This window comes from Pseudoalteromonas sp. MEBiC 03485 (assembly GCF_004195145.1).
GTDB lineage: Bacteria > Pseudomonadota > Gammaproteobacteria > Enterobacterales > Alteromonadaceae > Pseudoalteromonas > Pseudoalteromonas apostichopi.
Genome location: NZ_SGBT01000001.1, coordinates 2,269,093 through 2,289,360 on the forward strand (window position 1 = coordinate 2,269,093; position 20,268 = coordinate 2,289,360).

Genomic DNA, 20,268 nt, shown 5'->3' on the forward strand with positions numbered 1-20,268 from the left:
TTTAAGTATGAAAAAGGCGACCATGGTCGCCTTTTTTTATTTGTATCGCTATAATCGACGCATAAGAAAAACTAATTCTAAGCTTGGTGATTATGTCTCGTCGTTTACCTCCCTTAAATGCGCTAAAAGCATTCGAAGCTGCGGCTCGTCATTTGAGCTTTACTAAAGCGGCAGAAGAGCTGTATGTAACGCAAGCAGCGGTGAGTCACCAAATTAAAACCCTAGAAGAGCATTTAGGTTTAAAACTGTTTTTGCGTAAAAATCGCTCTTTATTGCTGACCGAAGAAGGGCAAGGTTACTTTTTAGATATTAAAGAGATTTTTACCCAGTTGATTGATGCTACAGAAAAGTTGCTTGCACGAGGTGCGAAAGGTTCACTTACAGTGAGCTTAACGCCAAGTTTTGCGATTCAATGGTTAGTGCCCAGACTTAGTTTATTTAATGAATTACACCCTGAGATTGATGTGCGAATTAAAGCGCAAGATCAGGATGAGAATTCACTTTCTGACGATGTCGATATTGCCATTTATTATGGCCGAGGTCACTGGAGTGGGGTGCAAACTTATAAGCTGCACACTGAATATCTGGTGCCTTTATGTAGCCCATTATTATTAACAGGCCCTAAGCCACTCAATCAACCAAGTGATTTGGCGAATCATACGTTATTGCATGATACGACCCGTAAAAATTGGAAAACTTGGATGAAAACGGCTGGTGTGCGTAACGTGCAAGTTAACCAAGGGCCAATTTTTAGTCACTCATCGATGGTATTACAAGCTGCGGTGCATGGTCAGGGTGTTGCTATTGGTAATAGCGTATTAGCTAAACCTGATATTGATGCAGGTCGACTTGTCATACCGTTTAATCACTCATTAGAAAGTAAAAATGCTTACTATTTAGTGATCCGTGAATCGCAAACAGAGCTTGGTAAAATAGTGTCTTTCAAAGACTGGATGCTGAGCTTAGTAGAGCAAGAACAAGAGTATTAACATGTTACAGTGGTTTAAAAGTGCAACGGGCAATGCCCGTGCACAGTTTATATTTGCACACGGCGCAGGGGCGGGCAGCGACTCTGAGTTTATGCAAACAATGGCTAAACTTATTAGTCAGTTCAATATTGATGTGGCGTTGTTTGATTTTCAATATATGCAAATTGCAAAAGAGACAGGCAAGCGAAGACCGCCAGAGCGTGCTCCTAAGTTGCTTGCATACTTTGCAGAGGTGCTGAGAGAGAGACAGCCAGAGCTGCCTTTATTTATCGGTGGTAAATCAATGGGGGGGCGTATGGCTTCTATGCTTTGTACCGAGCAGAGCCTAGCTAAAATAGCCGGAGTTGTGGCTTTTGGTTATCCGTTTCACCCACCAGGAAAACCTGAAAAACTTCGTATAGAGCATTTTGCAGACATACCATGTCCTTTTTTAGTTCTGCAAGGTGAGCGCGATACATTTGGAAATCAGCAAGAGCTCGCTGATCTTAAAATGATTAATCCGCCAGAAATCAAATTTCTCAAAGATGGTGATCATTCACTAAAACCACGTAAAAAAAGTGGAATTACTGAAGAAGAGAATCTACAGCAAGCTGCTGATTATGCAGCAAAGTTTATTATTAATTTAGTGGCAGGAGATGAGCAATGATCAAACTATATTTAATGGTTGGCAGCTTATTCTGCATGTTTTCGGTGATGCTTGGTGCATTTGCCGCTCATGGTTTAAAAAACCGTGTCTCGGAATACGCAATTGGGATTTTTAAAACAGCTGCTGAGTATCAAATGGTGCATGGCCTTGCACTTATAGCTATTGCTATCTTAATTAAGTGGGGCATGAACCTAAGTTGGGCTGGTGGATTTTTTATAGCAGGTACGTTTCTATTTAGTGGTAGTTTGTATTTACTCGCATTAACGGGCATGAAATGGCTTGGGCCTATCACCCCTATTGGCGGCGTTTGTTTTATTATTGGTTGGGCTATTTTGTTAGTTCAAGCCGCACGATATAAGTTTTAAGGGTTATCTATGTCGAGTGTAATTATTTATTGTCGCAGTGGTTTTGAAAATGATGCCGCTGCTGAAATTACCTTTCAAGCTGCTGAACAAGGCTTTGCAGGTTACGTTAAAACAAAACCAAATACAGGTATTGTTGTTTATGAATGTTTTGATGCAAGTCACGGCGATGAAATCATAAAAAAAGTCGACTTCAAAAATATGGTATTTGCGCGTCAATGGTTTACTGGCACTCTAGTGGATAATATGCCACTTGAAGACCGTGTTAGTGCCATTGTTGATGCTGCCGCTGACTTTCCTGAATGTGGTGACTTACGCGTAGAAACGCCCGATACTAACGAAGGTAAAGAGCTGTCTAAGTTCTGCAAAAAGATTTCGACGCCACTGAAAAAGTCGCTTGAAAAGCGCTCGAAGGTAACTCGCGAGCTTGCAGAGAAGAAACCAGTAATGCATGTGTTATTTTTAGCAAATGACAGTGCTTATGTCGGCTATTCGTATACATTTAACAACTCGCCTTTCTTTATGGGTATTCCGCGCTTACGTATGCCTAATGATGCGCCGAGCCGCTCTACCTTAAAACTCGATGAAGCCTTTAACGTGTTTATTCCCCCCCATGAAGCCGAAGAACGTATGCAACCTGGCATGCGAGGCGTTGATTTAGGCGCTTGCCCAGGTGGTTGGACTTATCAGCTGGTGCGCCGTGGAATGTTTGTAAGCGCAATCGATAATGGCCCAATGAATGATGATTTGATGGAAACAGGGCAGGTTAAGCACTTCAGAGTAGATGGTTTTAAATATCGCCCTGAAAAGCGCAATATTCAGTGGTTAGTGTGTGACATGGTAGAGAAGCCGACAAAAGTGACTAATCTTATGATTGATTGGGCAGTTAATGCCTACGCTAAAGAGCTAATCTTTAATCTCAAGTTGCCTATGAAAAAACGTTTTGACAGCGTTTACGAATGTTTGAAAATGATCAAAGAAGAGCTTGATAAATATGGAGTGAGCTACGAGCTGCAAGCCAAGCATTTGTATCACGATCGTGAAGAGGTCACAGTACATTTGAATGTAACTAAGGTTCCACAAAGCCTTTACAGTTAGCATCAATTTGAAAATAAAAAGGCCAATAGCTAAAACTATTGGCCTTTTTATTAGACGATTAAACATCTAATTTAAGTTCGATATTTACTTCGGTAATTATCGACCCATAAACGTGTGCCTCCACATACTGCAACAGGCATGACAATTAAGTTAACAATTGGGATTGCAGTTAAAATCATTACAGCTAAACCAAAACCATAGGACAAGGTTTGCTTTTGCTTTAAGTCACCTTTCATTTCGTTAAAGCTAATTTTATGGTTATCGAAAGCGTAGTCTTCATATTGAACGGCATACATCCAACAGGTGAAAAGCACCCATAAAACTTGCCCGATCACAGGTAAAATCCACAATAAAATAAAAAAGCCAATAGCGCGTGGTAGGTAATAGCAAAGTTTTGTCCACTCTCGTCCTAGCATGCGCGGCACATCTTTCATTGTATCGAAAAGGCTATCGTCATTAATTTTTTGCCCAGTTAAGTAAAGCTCAACTTTTTCACTGAGCAGGCCGTTAAATGGGGCTGCTATAAAATTTGTAATAACCGTGAAGAGCATGCTGTAACTAAATAAAATCACCAGCACGGCAATCGGCCACATTAGCCATTCGAGCCAGCTAAGCCATTCTGGTAATAACGAGTTCATGTAAGCAAAGCCATCAGTGAGCCAACCGTACAAAAAGAACAGCGAACTACCAAAAAGCAGGATATTGATTGTTAAAGGAATAAGTACAAAACGTTTCAACCCCTTTTGGCTAATTAACTTAAAGCCAGAAAAGAAGTATTCCATACCTTGAGTGAACTGCACGAGAAAACCTCATCTTTTTTCTTGTTGTTTGCAGTATATGGTTTTAACGATATTTGAACAGCTTTTTTCCGTAACAAAGTGTTTAACTCTTTACATGGACAGTCACTTTAAGCCTAGCTCTCAGCTGTATTCCAAAGGAAGAAATTTAAATAGACAAAATTAATTTAAATAGACAGTCATTACACTTAACTGTTTTTGCAGCACAAGAGTTTTTGTCTACACTTTAGTTACAGCCCATGCATTTTAAATTATCGGTTCAAGGAGTGGACGATGGCTTTAGCAAGGAAGCGGCAAATCTGTTTGTCGAATACTAAATACTATCACTGTGTATCCCGATGCGTTAGACGCGCCTACCTTTGCGGAGAAGATACTCTCACAGGTAAATCATATGATCATCGCCGAGGGTGGGTTGAAGATCGTCTGCTTGTTCTTGCGAAGGTATTTTGTATTGATGTGTGTGCTTATGCCGTGATGAGTAATCATACTCATATTGTGCTTTATGTAGATGATAAAAAAGCAAATAGGTTAAGCGACAAGGCCGTTCTTCTACGCTGGAAGAAGCTCAGTAAAATGACGCCTTTAGGTCAAAACTTCCTCCGTGGTGAGCACTTGAGTGACGTTCAACAGGCCTTTTTAAATAAAGAGGTTGTAGAATACAGAGCGCGCCTTTCTAGTATTAGTTGGTTCATGCGAATGCTTAATGAGTATATTGCCAGGCGTGCAAATAAAGAAGACGAATGTACCGGGCATTTTTGGGAAGGGCGCTTCAAGAGCCAAGCACTACTTGATGAATCTGCTCTTTTAGCGTGCATGGCCTATGTTGATTTAAACCCTGTTCGTGCAGAGGTTGCGAGGACCCCAGAGCAATCTAACTATACAAGTTTTAAAAAGCGAAGCCAAAGTGCGAAGAATTCAAAACAACCTAAGCTACTAGCTCGTTTTGTTGGTGGTATGAACAAGAATAAATCAAAGGGAATACCTTTTGAGTTAAAGTCATACCTGTTACTTGTAGAACAGACAGGGCGTTGTATTAGCACGGATAAACGCGGATATATAGATCATCATTTACCTACTATCCTTGAGAGGCTTAATCTCGAGCCAGCAAATTGGCTAACATTAACAACACAGTTTGAACATTTATTTCACGGTGCTGTAGGTCGAATACAAGCTATTGAAAACTACTGTAGTAAAACTGCTCGAAAGCGGCGAAGTAACAGGACTAATAGTCTATTACTGTTAGCTAGCTAATTCTTTTATGTGATTTTTGTAATATTATTTTTTAAAACCATTGCTTTGAAATGGCTAGCGTTTCTCAAATTAATCAAAATCAGTTTTAAGATTAAAGGAAAAGAAAGACCTTTATAGTTAAGCGGGCTTTGCAAGGTCAAGTTTAGAGAGGTTGAGAGGAGTTTTAACCTAAGTCTAAGGTTTTTATTTTTAAGTGCCTGTCCATTTTAGTTAAATTAAAAACTAAAGTGACTGTCTTCTTAAAGTTGTCAGTAAAAATCATTAATCTTTAATTGAGCGGTGTAGGTTGGACTTTAATTTTTATCAACTGGGCGTTTTTTCAGTTACATACTGTTGAACTAAGCGATAGTATGGCGGTCTGAACAGTACCTATAAAAATGAATATTGAAAACAACAGTAGAGGATTAAACTAATATCCGATATCATTGTTAACATCATTAACAAAAACGACATATAAAAATGGGAGTTTTATGCAGTTAGTCGATTTAAATCCACATGATCCTGAAGTAGTACACGTGTTTTCTGATATAGACCGACTCATAAACTCATTATATCCTGTTGCAACCGCTCAATCCTTAAGTGTTGAAGAACTTGCTGAACCTAATGTTTATGCCATTGGCTTGAAAAATGAAGATGGTATCGTTGCTTGTGGTGCAATCGTGATGCAAGAAGGCAATCCTCCATATGGTGAGATCCGCCGCCTATATGTAAAACCAAGTTACCGTGGTAAAGGTTTATCACGTCGAATTATGCAAATACTCTTGCATCACGCAGGTGAGCAGCAAATTCCGCTTATTCGATTAGAAACAGGCCCTAAACAAACAGAATCCATTAGCCTATATGAAAACTTAGGCTTCAATCGTTGTGGTCCGTTTGGTAACTATAGCGAAAATCCACAAAGTTTATTTATGGAGTTAGGGCTTAACCAGTAAGTTAGGTATTAAGCCATGTTTTATTGAGGTTATCCTAATTTATAAATATTCCTTACAATTCATATGTTTTGTTACGATTTTTTTGATTACTGCCTGTGGTGATAAGTCACAAGTATCTATTACTTCTAAGAGTAAGCAACCCGACTTTACTATTGATACCACCCAGTTCTACTTAAACTCATGTCACTCCCTAACTGGTGTCTTCAATCATAATGGCACTATAGAATCAAAAGTTATTCTTACATTTCCTTATCGGCCTTTAAGTGTTTGCACTGATAAACAATCACAGCTTAATTTTGATGGTACTTATCTTACTGTAAAAATTTGCCGCACATCTTTTGGTGCAGGAGGGTGTGGGGTTGAAAAGTTTCGGACAAAGGACTTTGAAAATTGGCAAGAGTACATCGGTATTACGTGGCATGATAACGAGCAATATGAGGCATGGAGGCGCTTGGGATCGAACTCAACAAAAGCAGATGAAATCACAAAAGTAGTGCCTGTCCTCTAAAATACTCTAAAATGAAAAACAGTCCACTAATATGTAGTGCCTGTCCTTAAATAATTTTGAGTATGGGTAGGGAATTATCGATTCGTTTTTCACATTAAAAATCACTCGTTACGAGTAAAAATTCTTGTTGGACTTGAATCACTATTTTTCTTTTAATGCGCGGCAACAACCCTTGCCGTTTTTGGCATTACTAAAATAAAAGAGAAAGATAGATGAAAGAGACAACATCACTAGAACAAGCTCGCACGAGTTACAATGTTCGTCATTGGAGCCAAGGTTTCTTTGGTATTAATGATCAAGGTGATGTGTATGTTGCGCCAAAGGCCCATGCCCCAGAGCAAACCATTGCACTAATCGATATCGCACAGCAATTACAAGACAAAGGCTTAAGCTTGCCTGCGTTGGTTCGTTTTCCACAAATTTTACATCATCGTGTACATAGCTTATGTCAGGCATTTAACACGGCGATTGAAAATTATGGTTATCCGAAAGACTATTTGCTTGTTTATCCAATTAAAGTAAACCAACAACGCGAAGTTGTTGAAGAAATAGTTGCAAGCCAAGCTGATATTGAAAAGAAGCAATTGGGTCTAGAAGCGGGCAGTAAACCTGAGCTATTAACGGTTTTAGCCATGGCTGAAAAAACCAGTGCTGTAATTGTATGTAATGGCTATAAAGACCAAGAATACATTCGTTTAGCACTGATTGGCGAGAAGCTAGGTCACAAGGTTTACATTGTTCTTGAAAAACTGTCTGAGCTAGACATGGTGCTTAGCCAAGCAAAAGAGTTAAACGTAAAGCCACGCATTGGTATTCGTGTACGTTTAGCGTCGCAAGGTAAGGGCAAGTGGCAAGCAAGTGGTGGCGAAAAATCAAAATTTGGTTTGTCGGCATCGCAAGTACTCAGTGTGGTTAATCGTTTAAAAGCATCTGATCAACTTGATCTGATCCAACTTGTACACTTTCACCTTGGCTCGCAAATGGCAAACATCCGCGATGTTCGCTTAGGTGTGAGTGAAGCTGCGCGTTTTTACTGTGAGTTACGCAAATTAGGTGCACAAATTGATTGTTTAGATGTAGGTGGCGGTTTAGCGGTAGATTATGACGGTACACGTAGCCAGTCTCATAACTCAATGAACTACAGCTTAAGTGAATATGCTAATAACATTGTATACACCATTGGTGATACCTGTAAGTTATATGAGCAACCAATGCCGCGCATTATTTCTGAATCAGGTCGTGCGTTAACAGCGCACCATGCTGTATTGATTTCGAATGTTATTGGTACCGAAAGCTATGTACCAGAAGACATTCAAGCGCCAGCCGCTGATGCACCACTATTATTAAAAAACATGTGGACATCATGGCAGCAGTTAAGTGATGACAATGACGACCGTGCATTAATTGAAATTTATCATGATAGCCAAGGTGATTTAGCCGAAGCACATAATCAATTCGCACTTGGCTTATTAGATTTAACAGAGCGAGCATGGGCGGAGCAAGTTAACTTACGTGTATGTTATGAACTTAACAAACATATGGATAACAAAAACCGTTTTCATCGTCCGATTATTGATGAATTAAATGCGCGTTTAGCAGATAAGTTTTTTGTGAACTTTTCATTGTTCCAGTCATTACCGGATGCATGGGGTATTGACCAGGTGTTTCCTGTTTTGCCTTTAAGTGGTTTAACAGAGGCACCACAAAAGCGTGCAGTGTTACTTGATATTACCTGCGACTCAGATGGTGCTATGGAGCACTATGTCGATGGTCAAGGTATTGAAAGCACCTTGCCGGTACCAGCATTTAGCGAAGAAAAACCTTATTTAATGGGCTTTTTCTTAGTGGGTGCTTACCAAGAGATTTTAGGTGATATGCATAATTTATTTGGTGACACGCACAGTGCAATTATAAAAATGGACGAGCAGGGTCAGGCGAAAATCACTGAAGTTAACGAGGGTGATACCGTTGCTGACATGATGCGTTATGTACATTTAGATGTAGAAGGTTTTCAGCAATCTTACGCCCAACTGGTAGCGGCAAAATTACCAGAATCAGAGCAGCAAAGCGTATTAGATGAGTTGCAAACTGGCTTAAATGGTTACACTTATTTAGAAGAGTTATAAGCAATGTCGACATTGTTTGACCACACAGATCATTCGTTATATTCAAACGGCATGACGTTTCTACGTCAGCCGATGGTGCAAAACATCACTGCAATCGATGCCGATGTAGTGGTGCTAGGTTTACCATTTGACCTGGCGACCTCGGGTCGCCCAGGTGCACGTTTAGGCCCTGATGCAATTCGTCGTGCCTCTGTGCACCTTGCGTGGGAAGAAATCAAGTACCCGTGGACGTTCCCGTTGTTTGAGCGTTTAAAATTAGCTGATGCTGGTGATTTTACCTACCCAGTAGGTGACCCAGAATATTTTACAGCGCAATTAGAATTAGCGGCTGAGCAAATTCTTCGTCAAGGTAAAACATTATTAGGCTTAGGTGGCGACCATTTTGTGACTTTGCCTTTACTGCGCGCCCATGCTAAGCAATACGGTAAGATGGCATTAGTTCATTTTGATGCTCACACAGATACTTACAGCAATGGCTCACGTTATGATCACGGTACCATGTTTTATCATGCGCCGATGGAAGGACTCATTGATGTTGAACACAGTATTCAAATTGGTATTCGTACCGACTTTGATCAGAGCAAACATGAGTTTGCGGTGATTGATGCAATGGCTGCCAATGATTTACCTGCACAAGATATCGCTGAGCAAATCAAAGCACGCGTGGGTGACTTACCTGTGTATCTAACCTTTGATATTGACTGCCTTGACCCTGCATTCGCTCCAGGGACAGGCACACCTGTGTGTGGTGGCTTAACAAGCGATAAAGTGCTTAAGGTGCTTCGTGCATTGAAGGGCATTAATATGGTCGGTATGGATGTGGTTGAAGTATCGCCATCATATGATCAAAGTGAATTAACCGCGATTGCCGCAGCGACCATTGCCAATGAGTTATTACACTTATGGGCTTTAAAGCATAAATACTAAGTGAGAGAGACAAAGAGCGCCTAAAGGCGCTCTTTTTTTAACATAAAATGAAGCCGTTATGCGCTTCGTACATCAACTTTTAACTTAAGCTTTTGCCCAGGCTGAATGTATTTTTGTCCAGCTAATGAGTTCCATTTGATAATATCTTGCACAGAAACATTAAACTTAGCGGCAATTCGCGCTAACGAGTCACCACGACGAACTTTATAGGTAATTGTTCGCTCTTTGGTTTGTGTCGCAGCAAGTTGTGACTTTTCTTCCTTATATACAGTTAGCTTTTGACCAACACGAAGCACTGAATTTTTTTTCAGCTTATTCCATGTTGCTAGTTCTGCAATAGTCACATCGTACTCACGGCTGATATCCCAAAGTGTATCGCCACTGGCGACTTTATGGCTTAGCTTTTTACGCGTTGCTTTATTCGCTGCCATACGTACTGATTTTGGTAAATGCTGGCTATTTATCTCACCATCACTTAGTGGCACAAGTAATTGCTGACCAACACGAATAGTATTCGATGAAAGTTTATTCAGCGTTTTAATGGCATTTGTACTTGTAGAAAACTTCTTCGCAATCACAGATAAGCTGTCACCACGTGCAACCACATATTGCTGCCAGCGCAGTCGGTCTTTTTGCTCTGTTTTTGCTAGTCTCTCAGAAAACGATTCAACTTTATCTGACGGTAATAATAAAAAGTGCGGTCCATTTGGATCAGTCGCCCAGCGATTAAAACCAGGGTTCAAACGATAAAGTTCAGTTAAGCTAATATCTGCCATATCAGCAGCGAGTGCCAAGTCGATTTGGCTTCCTACATTAACCGCTTCAACTACTTGAGCATTAATAATTGGCTGCCACTTCACACCAAACTCGTCGCTGCGTTTTACTAGATCAGACAGCGCTAACAGCTTTGGTACGTACGAAGTGGTTTCTTTTGGTAAATCAAGTGACCAAAAATCCGTTGGTAAATGCTTTTTACGGTTCTTTTTAATGGCGCGAAGTAAACGACCTTCACCTGAGTTATAGGCCGCAATGGCATTTAGCCAATCGCCTTCTAAGGTTTTGTGTAAATATGATAAGTAATCAAGGGCTGCACGGGTCGATTGCACAATGTCACGACGACCGTCATACCACCAGTTTTGTTTTAAATCAAAACGCTCACCGGTCTGTGGCATAAATTGCCAGATACCTGAAGCACTGCGGTGCGAATAGCCAAATGGGTCAAATGCACTTTCTACAATGGGTAAAAGGGCAATTTCGATTGGCATTTGACGTTTTTCGACTTCTTCAACAATGAAGTATAGGTATGGCTCAGCTCGCTTCGAGATACGATCTAAATAGGCCTGATGACGCGCATAATAGTTACGCTCAGCAACAACAGGGCGGTTTTGTGGCACATCAATCGAAAGCTGGTAGCGAATACGTTCCCATACATCATCAAATACAGGAGGCGGCTCATCAATATCGGTTAATTGTTGATACTGAGCGTTGATCATCAATGCATCATTGATGTCGCTCGGACTTGCGCCGTCTAATTGTTGCTCAACATTATTGTTCGCAACATCTGTACTTGCTGAGTCAGAGGCTGTTAATTGACAGCCACTTAAAATCAGCGCAAGTGATAAAACTAAAGGAGACTTATACATATATACCCATACATCAGGTAAAAAAACTCGGCGAATATTACCTGCTCTGAGAACATATTGCCACTTTATGACCAGTTTATGTCAGCTTATTATTGCAAGATGCTGATCTAAATATACAAAATTGTAAACACTGGCGTTTACGTTTATTTAAAAGTTATCTTTCCAAGCTCTGAGACCTGAAAAGCGTTGCCAAGGTTCATTCAGATCCAAATTAATTTTTAGCTCATCAGGCAGCTCATCGGTGATAGTTGCTACGTTGCTACGCAAAAATGGATTTATTTGTTTTTCAACGCCTAACTGAGTTGGCAGGCTTATTTCGCCGTTGGCACGCAGCATATCTACTTTATCACTGTAGTTGAGTAGGTATTCATTATTTGGTTCAACGGCTTTTGCAAAGGCTAAGTTGGCTTGCGTGTATTCATGAGTGCAATAGATTTTACACTCATCTGGCAGGGCTCTTAATTTACATAGTGAGTGCCACATTTGCTCAGCACTGCCTTCAAATAATCGTCCGCAGCCAGCACTAAATAAGGTGTCGCCAGTAAAACTTAATTCGTCATTAATGTAACAAACATGGTCTAGGGTATGACCGGGTGTGGCAAGCACGGTAAAAGTGTAATCATACACAGTGACTTTATCCGCTTCTGATACGCCATGAGTAATGCCTTTAAAAGGGCTGTGTCTTGGCCCATAAACCGGAATATCACGAAATGCCTTAACCAGTGCAGCAACGCCATCGGTATGGTCATAGTGGTGATGGGTAATCAAAATACCGCAAAGTGTTAAGTTTTGCTCGTTTAGGTAGTTTAAAACAGGTTCTGCTTGACCTGGGTCTACAACCCATGCAGTTTGCTCAGCCTCATTGCTGATGCACCAAATGTAATTATCAGAAAAGGCTTTAATTGCTTTAACTTGCACCATGTTTAATTGCTCTATAAAGTGACAGTTAACACACAGTATAACGAGCTCAGAAAATGAAACCAGCCCTTAGTTTTCAAGAAGGTCCTAAGCCATACTCTTGGCAGCAGTTCCCTCATGGTGACTATTTACGTGCTGAAATTGAACGTAAGCTAACGCCATGGCTGCCACGCATGTTTGGCTATCACATGCTCAAACTTGGTAATTTAAGTGGTGAGCTGGCAACCAGTGAAAGTCCTATTAAGCATCAAGTTTGTGTAGCAGAGCAGGGGTTATTTACCGGTGTAATTGCGGATGTAGACGAACTGCCTTTTTATGAGCACAGTGTTGATGCATGTATTTTATCGCATTGCTTAGAATATCATTCTGATCCGCACCACATTTTACGCGAAGCACACCGTACTTTAATTCCCGGTGGCTATCTGGTGATCACGGGCTTTAACCCGTTTAGCTTGTGTGGATTGGCGCAGCTTTTACCTTTTAGTCGCCAAAAGCTTCCTTGGACAGGGCGCTTTTTTACACCGTCGCGAGTAAAAGATTGGCTGAATCTATTGGGTTTTGAGATTATTTCGGATGAGCGATTTATCCATTCATCGCTTGCAAGAGGGAGCCGTTTATCACGCTTTGCTGCTTGGCGTAGTTTTGGTCAACAATATTTAAAGCCAATGGGGAGTGTTTATATGCTGGTGGCTCGAAAACGTGTGGCCCCGCTTACACCAATTAAACCTAAATGGCATGCAAGGCCGCAATTTTCGCCGGTAAAAGGAGCTGGGCTTAGACAAACATCAAAGCAGCACTGTGAGCGGGATAGCTAAATAGTGTTGGTGAGTATCCGTTTTGCTTGGGTATTGGCCTGCACGAATATTTAATTGAATAGAAGGGTGCAGCAGCTTTGGTACAGCTAAGGTTGCATCGCGGTCTTCCCGAGTTGCAATAAAGCTTTGTTTATCGCCTTTTAAATGAATGTTTTGCTCACGCTGCTCTTTCACTGTGGTTTTGTTCGCGAGAGGGCGGCCATCTGGTTGGTAGTCATGACACATCCAAAGTACCGTGTCGTCAGGTAAAGCTAAAATACGTTGTAGTGAATCATATAACTCGGCTGCACTACCGCCAGGGAAGTCACAGCGGGCTGTGCCGCTGTCTGGCATAAAGAAGGTGTCACCTACAAATACATTGCCATCAATGTGGTAACACACACTATCAGGAGTGTGGCCCGGTGTGGCAATCACATCAACCGTGTAATCACCTAACTGAAATTGTGCTTTATTAGCAAATAAGGCATCAAACGGTTCACCATTACATGGCATATCTAGATTATAAAGTTGGCTAAAGTGTTTTTGAACGTGTGTGATCCCTTCGCCTGTACCAAGCTTACAGGGATGTGTGTTTTGTAATTGTTGCTTTATATAACTTGCTGCGGTGATATGGTCAGCATGTGCATGGGTCTCAAGTAGCCATTGTAATGTGAGCTGCTCAGTCTTTATGTAGCTGATGATCTCATTGGCTGTTGTAAAACTTAACTCACCACTTGGCATATCAAAATCAGCGGGTGCATCAATCAGCAAGCAATCTTTAGTGCTTTCACAACTAACTAAATAACAGAGAGTGGCGCTTTGTTGATGATAAAAAGAGTGAATGCGCAGAGCCATAATGAGTCCTTTATAATTCGTTATAGCCAAATCTTATAACATATAACAAAAATATAAAACGGCCTGCGCCAAGTTTATTTCAAGGCACCTTAATTACCGTCGTAACCTGTGTCTTCAAGTAATTCATCGCTGCCAGCAGCTTCGCGAGCAAGATCGTCAACAATTTCATTATATTTATTGCCGCTATGGCCTTTTACCCAGCGCCATTCTACGTCATGCTGTTGGCATGCTGCATCAAGTCGTTTCCATAAATCGACATTCTTGACTGGCTTTTTTGCTGCTGTTTTCCAGCCGCGTTTTTTCCAATTTTCGACCCATGACTCAATCCCTTGTTTCACATATTGGCTATCGGTGGTGAGAATGACGTGACAAGAGCGGGTGAGGGTTTCTAGTGCAACGATAGCTGCGAGCATTTCCATCCGATTATTTGTTGTTAGGGTATAACCTTGACTTAATTGCTTCTCGTGGCCGTTGTATCGCATCACGATGCCATAACCTCCAGGCCCTGGATTACCTAAACATGATCCATCGGTGTAAATCTCTACGGTTTTCTGCACTGTTTTACCTTGATATTGTGTACAATAAAGTGATGATAGAAAGATACCAGAGTCAGGCTTAAGACGATATGGCACATAGACAAATAGTTTTAGATACAGAAACCACGGGTATTGACCCAAAGCAAGGCCACCGCATTATTGAAATCGGTTGTGTTGAACTTGTTAATCGCCGCCTTACTGGCAACAACTTTCATGTGTATATCAATCCACAGCGTGAAATAGAAGAAGAAGCGATAGACGTTCATGGTATAACCAATGAATTTTTGCGTGATAAGCCTTTATACCACCAGATTGCACATGAATTTTTAGAATATATTCGCGGCGCTGAGCTTGTAATCCACAACGCTGCGTTCGATATTGGTCACATGGACAATGAATTTGCATTGTTAAATCAAGGTTTTCCGAATACTGCCGATGTATGTAGTGTACTTGATACTTTGAAAATGGCGCGTGACTTGCATCCAGGTCAAAAGAATAACCTTGATGCACTTTGTCGTCGTTACGATATTGATAACTCAAAGCGTACCTTACACGGCGCACTGCTGGATTCCGAAATTCTAGCAGATGTTTACCTTTCTATGACGGGTGGACAAGTAAAGCTGAATCTTAATCAAAATAAAGATGAAAGCTCAACACAACAAGCTGGTGGTATTCGCCGACTTAGTGCTGATAGAGCACCGCTTGTCGTATTAAGAGCAACAGAACAAGAGCACGCCGCTCATGAAGAGCGTTTAGACTTGGTCGCTAAAGGTGGTCAATGCTTATGGCGTGCAGAATAGGGTAATAAAATGAGAAAACAACTACTAGCAGGATTAGTGTGTTTAATTCCCTTAACGGGATTTGCCAACGAGCAAGATAAAATAACCCCATTAGAACGTGATGGGGTGCAAAATGAAATTCCCCTGCTAGAGAACCGTTTTCGTATTGACCATAAAATCGATAAAGTTACTTTACTCTTCTTTCGTAAGCGCGGTGCGCCTGCCGTTGTTTTAGTTCGCCCTGATGGTACTAAGTACTATGCTACTGACTCAGTCAAAAATGATGACCTCGACTGGCATGATGAATTGAGCTATGACTTGATCACCATCAGCAACCCAATGCCTGGTCCCTGGCAAGTAGTCGGCAGCATTTTGCCAGATAGCCGTATAATGGTGCTGGGTGAAATTGAGCTTAATGTTGATCCACTCCCGCCTATGCTGTTTCGCGGAGAAACAGTCAAACTAACTGGCCGCGTATTAAATGACGGTGAGCCTATAGAAGTTGGCCAGTTTCGTGATGTAATAAGTCTACACGTTGATTTTGTCAGCACTAATAATAGTGATTTCGCAAACTTTGGCGCAGGTACGCAAAGTGTTACCGATTTTAGAGATGATGGGCGTGGCTTTGATGAGCGTCCTCTTGATGGTGTGTTTACCGGTGAATTTAAGCTGATATTCCCAGCCGGGGAGTGGCAACCCGAGCTTTATATAGAAACCCCTATATTAAAGCGTACCGTGATACAAAAACCCATTGTCGTGCACGAACCGCCTTTTGCTTACGAAATAGCACTTGCTGAGCAAGATGAAGATGATCACATTTTAACGATCACCTTAAATCCTGAAATCGTCAAACCAGAAACAGTGCTTATTCAAGGAAAAATATATTACCCCAATAATGAAGAGCAAATGTTCTCTTTAGATGCTGATAAATCGCAAACACGTGAGCTTGCCATTAAAAATTATGATTGGGGTCGATACAGTGTCGAGCTTTCTGTATTTGGTAGCAATATAAATGACCGTGAATTTATGGCTACTTTACCTACTTATAAATTTGAAATAGAGCGCCCAATTGAAGCTGTACCAGAAATTGTTCGCCCTGAAATTGATTTAGAAGCGCAAGCGGAGCAACAACGAATTCTTGAAGAAGAACAAAAAACATCCACCATGCTCATGGTGACCTTAATTGTTGTTGGAAATTTAACCGTACTTTTATTGGGTTGGCTAGCAATTAGAATTTTTGTTCAAAAGAAACCGCTTAAATTTAAATTTTCGTTACCGTTTTTAAAGAAAAAAAATCAAACCGAAAATGATGAGCAAGCAACGAATGAAAATGAAGTTGGCAAAAACGGCTCAAAAAATGACAAATCAGGTGAAATTTTAAACCTTTCGATGTCAGATGACTAAAAAACCTGTAAAAATACAAAAAACCCCTTGACGAACCAGAGGGTGATTCGTATTATTCACGCCGCTGTCAGGGGAGACTCAGTCAGCAACGAAAATGTGGAGTGGTAGTTCAGTTGGTTAGAATACCGGCCTGTCACGCCGGGGGTCGCGGGTTCGAGTCCCGTCCACTCCGCCAATTTTCGACAATTTGTAAGTATGCGCTGGAGTGGTAGTTCAGTTGGTTAGAATACCGGCCTGTCACGCCGGGGGTCGCGGGTTCGAGTCCCGTCCACTCCGCCAATTACTTGCACAACTTATGGTTGTAAAACATTTTCCTTTGCGGAGTGGTAGTTCAGTTGGTTAGAATACCGGCCTGTCACGCCGGGGGTCGCGGGTTCGAGTCCCGTCCACTCCGCCAATAGGAAAATAAATAGCATTAGATACTGCGGAGTGGTAGTTCAGTTGGTTAGAATACCGGCCTGTCACGCCGGGGGTCGCGGGTTCGAGTCCCGTCCACTCCGCCACTATTTAAACGCTATTTTATTACAAAATTTGTATCGCGGAGTGGTAGTTCAGTTGGTTAGAATACCGGCCTGTCACGCCGGGGGTCGCGGGTTCGAGTCCCGTCCACTCCGCCAACAAATTAAGTAATAACAATGATATCTCTGCGGAGTGGTAGTTCAGTTGGTTAGAATACCGGCCTGTCACGCCGGGGGTCGCGGGTTCGAGTCCCGTCCACTCCGCCATTTGATATCATAAACAAATTAAGTGCATTACCCCATGCACATACCACTGCGGAGTGGTAGTTCAGTTGGTTAGAATACCGGCCTGTCACGCCGGGGGTCGCGGGTTCGAGTCCCGTCCACTCCGCCATTTGTTTTCCTCAAACAAATGATTAGATAAATCTTTACATTACAGCGTACTTTTCTCTTATACTGACATCGTATCTCATATCTCGTATCTCGTATCTCGTATATTTCTTCCTATCTTGCTAATATTCTTAATTATTCCTATTTATTCAGCTTCTTATATCTGCATGAATAGCAAAGAATAGTGGCTCCACAACAAAAGGAAATGCGTTATGAGTACATTCGGAACACAACTAAAACACTATCGCTGTGAGCTAAAACTAAGCCAACCAGAATTTGCTGAGCAAATAGGGATAGAGCAAAGTTACCTATCAAAACTTGAGAACGATAAATCAGTGCCTTCAAATGACACATTTCGTTCGATACTAACGGCGCTCAACCTAACAATTTGTGACTTTATGGAGCCATTAAAACACTCGGCAGATAAAGCTAGGTTGATTAATGTGCCTGACATTGAAGCTTGGTATAAGCGACAAAGTAATAAACAATTCATTAAACAGCGCTCATTGATATATGTTGCCATACTGTTGAGTGCGCTAGGCTGTGCCATGTTTTATTTAGGGCATCAAGAAAAGCTATTCAATACAATGTTCTATGAGTACAAATCATACGGTGAAGTGAAAGATAATGAACCAGATGGCATTTTTCATGATTGGCGAACGCTACTCGTTGAACAAAGCCGCGAGAAAATAGATGCAAAACGTCGAGAAATGATTAGCAGGCATGATTTTAAATTTATTATCTCAGCTGACTATAAGGGCATCTCGTTTGTAGAGCCTGGCGAGCAAGACAGCAGACGCTTATACAGCCTTACTTCAAAAACACCTATTATCAAGCCGCATAAAGGCCATGTGTGGCTTGAGTTTTTAGGTATCTTATTGCTTGTGGTTGGTGCAGGTCTCATCACATTTGAGAGTAAACTGACAAGACAGCATTAATGAGTTGCAGAACCTGACGCGTGTTAGCTCGCGTCAGGGTCACGAGGAATTAAATGAGCAAACTGTTGCTGGTGGATTTGTTCGTATAAGGTCGCTGCATAGCTTTGCGCATCATGTAATCGGCGAGTACTAATGTGCTTTCTAAGGTCATCAAGTGCTGCCGTTGCAGGCTCATAACCTTGGCTACTTGCCAGACTTAACCACACCGCGCCATGAAAAACACTGTGCGGTACACCTTGCCCTTTGATGAAAAACAGCCCCATATAAAATTGCGCTCTATGGTTACCCGCCATAGCTGCTAGGCGCATCCATTTGGCTGCAAGGGGAGGTTGTTCATTTTTTAAATAATACAAAGCTTTGTTTAGTACGTTTTCAACAGATTGAGTACTTTTATCTGGCGCCGACCCTTTATCGGGTTGGGTAATAAAGGCAAGTACATTATCAAGCTGTTGCTCTAAATCTAAGCCTACTGGCGAATTATCAGACATAGTTTAGTTATTTTCTTGAATTAAAAGACCTTATTAGTTTAGAACATTGCAAGGCAAAATGTCCTCTTATTGAGATAAAATATGATAAAATTAGCCAATTAATCTCAACTTAAAGTTCAACATGTTCGAAAGACTTTTCAAAATCACTGAAAACAACACCTCTGTGCGCCGCGAGACTATTGCTGGCATCACAACATTCATTACCATGGTTTACATTGTATTTGTTAACCCTGCCATGCTAGCAGAAGCGGGAATGGATCAAGGTGCGGCATTCGTAGCAACCTGTATTGCTGCTGCAATTGGCTGTTTTATCATGGGTTTATGGGCAAACTACCCATTAGCACTGGCTCCGGGTATGGGCTTAAACGCCTTCTTCACTTATGGTGTTGTTTTGGGCATGGGCTACACTTGGCAAGCTGCATTAGGTGCAGTTTTTATGTCTGGCTGTATTTTCTTATTCTTAAGCCTATTTAAGGTGAGAGAGTGGATCATTGATGCTATTCCACTGGTATTAAAGCGTGCCATTGCCACAGGTATCGGTGCTTTCTTAGCGCTTATTGCATTGAAAAACGCTGGGATTATCGTAGCAAGCCCTGCAACCTTAGTGCAGTTAGGCGATATCACAGCCCCAGGTCCACTACTTGCGATTTTTAGCTTCTTTGTTATTGCTGCGCTGTTATATCGCGATATGAAAAGCGGCGTGCTTATTAGTATTTTACTAGTAACGGCTATTGCGCTTGGTTTAGACCTTGTGGAATATCAAGGAATTATTTCAATGCCGCCTTCAATTGCACCAACCTTTATGCAATTGGACTTTGCAGCCGCATTCGAAATCTCAATGCTAACAGTGGTTTTTGCGTTCTTATTTGTTGATTTGTTTGATACTTCAGGCACTTTAGTTGCTGTAACGCAAAAAGCAGGTCTTGCTGATGAACAAGGTAAAATGCCTCGTTTAGGTCGTGCATTAAGTGCCGACAGCACAGCTACCATTGCAGGTTCAATGCTTGGTACATCAACAACAACGTCTTACATTGAATCAGTAGCAGGTGTGTCAGTGGGCGGCCGTACAGGTCTTACTGCTGTGGTTGTAGGCATTTGTTTTTTGTTAATGATGTTCTTTGCGCCACTTGCTAGTATGATCCCAGCTTATGCAACTGCGGGTGCGATTTTGTATGTTGCTGTTTTAATGATGCAAAACTTAAAGCTGGTAAATTGGGACGATATGACAGATGCAATCCCTGTCAGCGTGGTATTATTAATGACACCGCTCACTTTCTCGATTGCACACGGTATTGCACTTGGTTTTATTTCTTATACTGCAGTGAAGTTGGTATGTGGTAAAAAAGATGAAATCAGTATTAGTGTGTGGGTATTAACAGCGCTGTTTATTGTTAAGTTTGCGTTTTTATCTTAATTAGCACAAAGCAAA

General features: G+C 41.4%; 20 protein-coding genes and 7 tRNA genes. 21 read left to right on the plus strand and 6 right to left on the minus strand.

Going from position 1 to position 20,268, the window contains the following annotated elements:
- The first annotated feature begins 92 nt into the window (after positions 1 to 92).
- The 4 genes from EVU92_RS10525 to rlmM are packed head-to-tail and all read left to right on the plus strand — an operon-like array spanning position 93 to position 3,095.
- The gene (locus EVU92_RS10525; RefSeq protein WP_063706073.1) at positions 93 to 989 is read left to right on the plus strand and encodes a transcriptional regulator GcvA; all 897 of its coding nucleotides are present in this window, start codon (positions 93 to 95) and stop codon (positions 987 to 989) included.
- Between the two features lies 1 nt (position 990).
- Positions 991 to 1,635 carry an alpha/beta family hydrolase gene (locus EVU92_RS10530; RefSeq protein WP_130051187.1) on the plus strand — a complete coding sequence of 215 codons (645 nt, stop codon included), beginning with the start codon at positions 991 to 993 and terminating at the stop codon, positions 1,633 to 1,635.
- A complete protein-coding gene (locus EVU92_RS10535; protein ID WP_167659218.1) occupies positions 1,632 to 2,000 on the plus strand; it encodes a DUF423 domain-containing protein in 369 nt (122 codons plus the stop codon). The genes EVU92_RS10530 and EVU92_RS10535 overlap by 4 nt, the downstream gene beginning before the upstream one ends.
- A 9-nt stretch (positions 2,001 to 2,009) precedes the next feature.
- Entirely contained in the window at positions 2,010 to 3,095 is a 1,086-nt protein-coding gene (rlmM, locus tag EVU92_RS10540; RefSeq protein ID WP_130051188.1) for a 23S rRNA (cytidine(2498)-2'-O)-methyltransferase RlmM, read from the plus strand.
- Between the two features lie 71 nt (positions 3,096 to 3,166).
- Here rlmM and cysZ read toward each other — a convergent pair whose 3' ends face one another.
- Positions 3,167 to 3,895, minus strand: coding sequence for a sulfate transporter CysZ (gene cysZ / locus EVU92_RS10545; RefSeq protein ID WP_130051189.1), 729 nt, complete (start codon positions 3,893 to 3,895; stop codon positions 3,167 to 3,169).
- 270 nt (positions 3,896 to 4,165) lie between these two features.
- Here cysZ and EVU92_RS10550 point away from each other — a divergent pair, with 270 nt between their 5' ends.
- The 5 genes from EVU92_RS10550 to speB all read left to right on the plus strand — a co-directional run bounded on the left by EVU92_RS10550 (position 4,166) and on the right by speB (position 9,636).
- Entirely contained in the window at positions 4,166 to 5,143 is a 978-nt protein-coding gene (locus tag EVU92_RS10550) for a transposase (protein ID WP_130051190.1), read from the plus strand.
- A 470-nt stretch (positions 5,144 to 5,613) separates the two neighbouring features.
- On the plus strand, positions 5,614 to 6,075 hold the full coding sequence (locus EVU92_RS10555) for a GNAT family N-acetyltransferase (protein ID WP_105174581.1): 462 nt from the start codon (positions 5,614 to 5,616) through the stop codon (positions 6,073 to 6,075).
- Between the two features lie 82 nt (positions 6,076 to 6,157).
- Complete coding sequence (locus EVU92_RS10560; protein ID WP_130051191.1) at positions 6,158 to 6,583, plus strand: hypothetical protein; 426 nt, start codon at positions 6,158 to 6,160, stop codon at positions 6,581 to 6,583.
- 212 nt (positions 6,584 to 6,795) lie between these two features.
- A complete protein-coding gene (gene speA / locus EVU92_RS10565) occupies positions 6,796 to 8,709 on the plus strand; it encodes a biosynthetic arginine decarboxylase (protein WP_130051192.1) in 1,914 nt (637 codons plus the stop codon).
- Between the two features lie 3 nt (positions 8,710 to 8,712).
- Entirely contained in the window at positions 8,713 to 9,636 is a 924-nt protein-coding gene (gene speB, locus EVU92_RS10570) for an agmatinase (RefSeq protein ID WP_130051193.1), read from the plus strand.
- A 56-nt stretch (positions 9,637 to 9,692) separates the two neighbouring features.
- Here speB and EVU92_RS10575 read toward each other — a convergent pair whose 3' ends face one another.
- Both EVU92_RS10575 and gloB read right to left on the minus strand, forming a co-directional pair.
- Complete coding sequence (locus tag EVU92_RS10575) at positions 9,693 to 11,279, minus strand: LysM peptidoglycan-binding domain-containing protein (protein ID WP_130051194.1); 1,587 nt, start codon at positions 11,277 to 11,279, stop codon at positions 9,693 to 9,695.
- A 147-nt stretch (positions 11,280 to 11,426) separates the two neighbouring features.
- A complete protein-coding gene (gene gloB / locus EVU92_RS10580) occupies positions 11,427 to 12,200 on the minus strand; it encodes a hydroxyacylglutathione hydrolase (protein ID WP_130051195.1) in 774 nt (257 codons plus the stop codon).
- Positions 12,201 to 12,253: 53 nt separating this feature from the next.
- Between gloB and EVU92_RS10585 the strand changes: the two genes are divergently transcribed.
- On the plus strand, positions 12,254 to 13,012 hold the full coding sequence (locus EVU92_RS10585; RefSeq protein WP_130051196.1) for a class I SAM-dependent methyltransferase: 759 nt from the start codon (positions 12,254 to 12,256) through the stop codon (positions 13,010 to 13,012).
- Here EVU92_RS10585 and EVU92_RS10590 read toward each other — a convergent pair.
- Both EVU92_RS10590 and rnhA read right to left on the minus strand, forming a co-directional pair.
- Positions 12,983 to 13,846 (minus strand): MBL fold metallo-hydrolase, encoded by an 864-nt coding sequence (locus tag EVU92_RS10590; RefSeq protein WP_130051197.1) that lies wholly within the window; start codon positions 13,844 to 13,846, stop codon positions 12,983 to 12,985. The genes EVU92_RS10585 and EVU92_RS10590 overlap by 30 nt on opposite strands.
- An 89-nt stretch (positions 13,847 to 13,935) precedes the next feature.
- On the minus strand, positions 13,936 to 14,403 hold the full coding sequence (gene rnhA / locus EVU92_RS10595) for a ribonuclease HI (RefSeq protein ID WP_130051198.1): 468 nt from the start codon (positions 14,401 to 14,403) through the stop codon (positions 13,936 to 13,938).
- Between the two features lie 68 nt (positions 14,404 to 14,471).
- On the opposite strand from rnhA, the gene dnaQ reads away from it, so the two are divergent.
- The 10 genes from dnaQ (at position 14,472) to EVU92_RS10645 (ending at position 18,351) form a co-directional block, all read left to right on the plus strand.
- Positions 14,472 to 15,182 (plus strand): DNA polymerase III subunit epsilon, encoded by a 711-nt coding sequence (gene dnaQ / locus EVU92_RS10600; protein ID WP_130051199.1) that lies wholly within the window; start codon positions 14,472 to 14,474, stop codon positions 15,180 to 15,182.
- A 9-nt stretch (positions 15,183 to 15,191) separates the two neighbouring features.
- Positions 15,192 to 16,565, plus strand: coding sequence for a TIGR03503 family protein (locus tag EVU92_RS10605; RefSeq protein WP_130051200.1), 1,374 nt, complete (start codon positions 15,192 to 15,194; stop codon positions 16,563 to 16,565).
- A gap of 98 nt (positions 16,566 to 16,663) precedes the next feature.
- Positions 16,664 to 16,740, plus strand: a tRNA-Asp gene (locus EVU92_RS10610).
- 27 nt (positions 16,741 to 16,767) lie between these two features.
- Positions 16,768 to 16,844, plus strand: a tRNA-Asp gene (locus tag EVU92_RS10615).
- A 41-nt stretch (positions 16,845 to 16,885) separates the two neighbouring features.
- Positions 16,886 to 16,962: transfer RNA gene (locus EVU92_RS10620), tRNA-Asp, on the plus strand.
- A gap of 29 nt (positions 16,963 to 16,991) precedes the next feature.
- A tRNA-Asp gene (locus EVU92_RS10625) sits at positions 16,992 to 17,068 on the plus strand.
- Positions 17,069 to 17,105: 37 nt separating this feature from the next.
- A tRNA-Asp gene (locus EVU92_RS10630) sits at positions 17,106 to 17,182 on the plus strand.
- Positions 17,183 to 17,213: 31 nt separating this feature from the next.
- A tRNA-Asp gene (locus tag EVU92_RS10635) sits at positions 17,214 to 17,290 on the plus strand.
- Between the two features lie 50 nt (positions 17,291 to 17,340).
- Positions 17,341 to 17,417: transfer RNA gene (locus EVU92_RS10640), tRNA-Asp, on the plus strand.
- A gap of 208 nt (positions 17,418 to 17,625) precedes the next feature.
- A complete protein-coding gene (locus tag EVU92_RS10645; protein WP_130051201.1) occupies positions 17,626 to 18,351 on the plus strand; it encodes a helix-turn-helix transcriptional regulator in 726 nt (241 codons plus the stop codon).
- Between the two features lie 23 nt (positions 18,352 to 18,374).
- Here the strand turns inward: EVU92_RS10645 and EVU92_RS10650 are convergent, their stop codons facing one another.
- Entirely contained in the window at positions 18,375 to 18,839 is a 465-nt protein-coding gene (locus tag EVU92_RS10650; protein WP_119852042.1) for a sel1 repeat family protein, read from the minus strand.
- Between the two features lie 121 nt (positions 18,840 to 18,960).
- Between EVU92_RS10650 and EVU92_RS10655 the strand changes: the two genes are divergently transcribed.
- Positions 18,961 to 20,253, plus strand: a complete 1,293-nt coding sequence (locus EVU92_RS10655) for an NCS2 family permease (protein WP_167657755.1) — start codon at positions 18,961 to 18,963, stop codon at positions 20,251 to 20,253.
- The last annotated feature ends 15 nt before the right edge of the window (positions 20,254 to 20,268 follow it).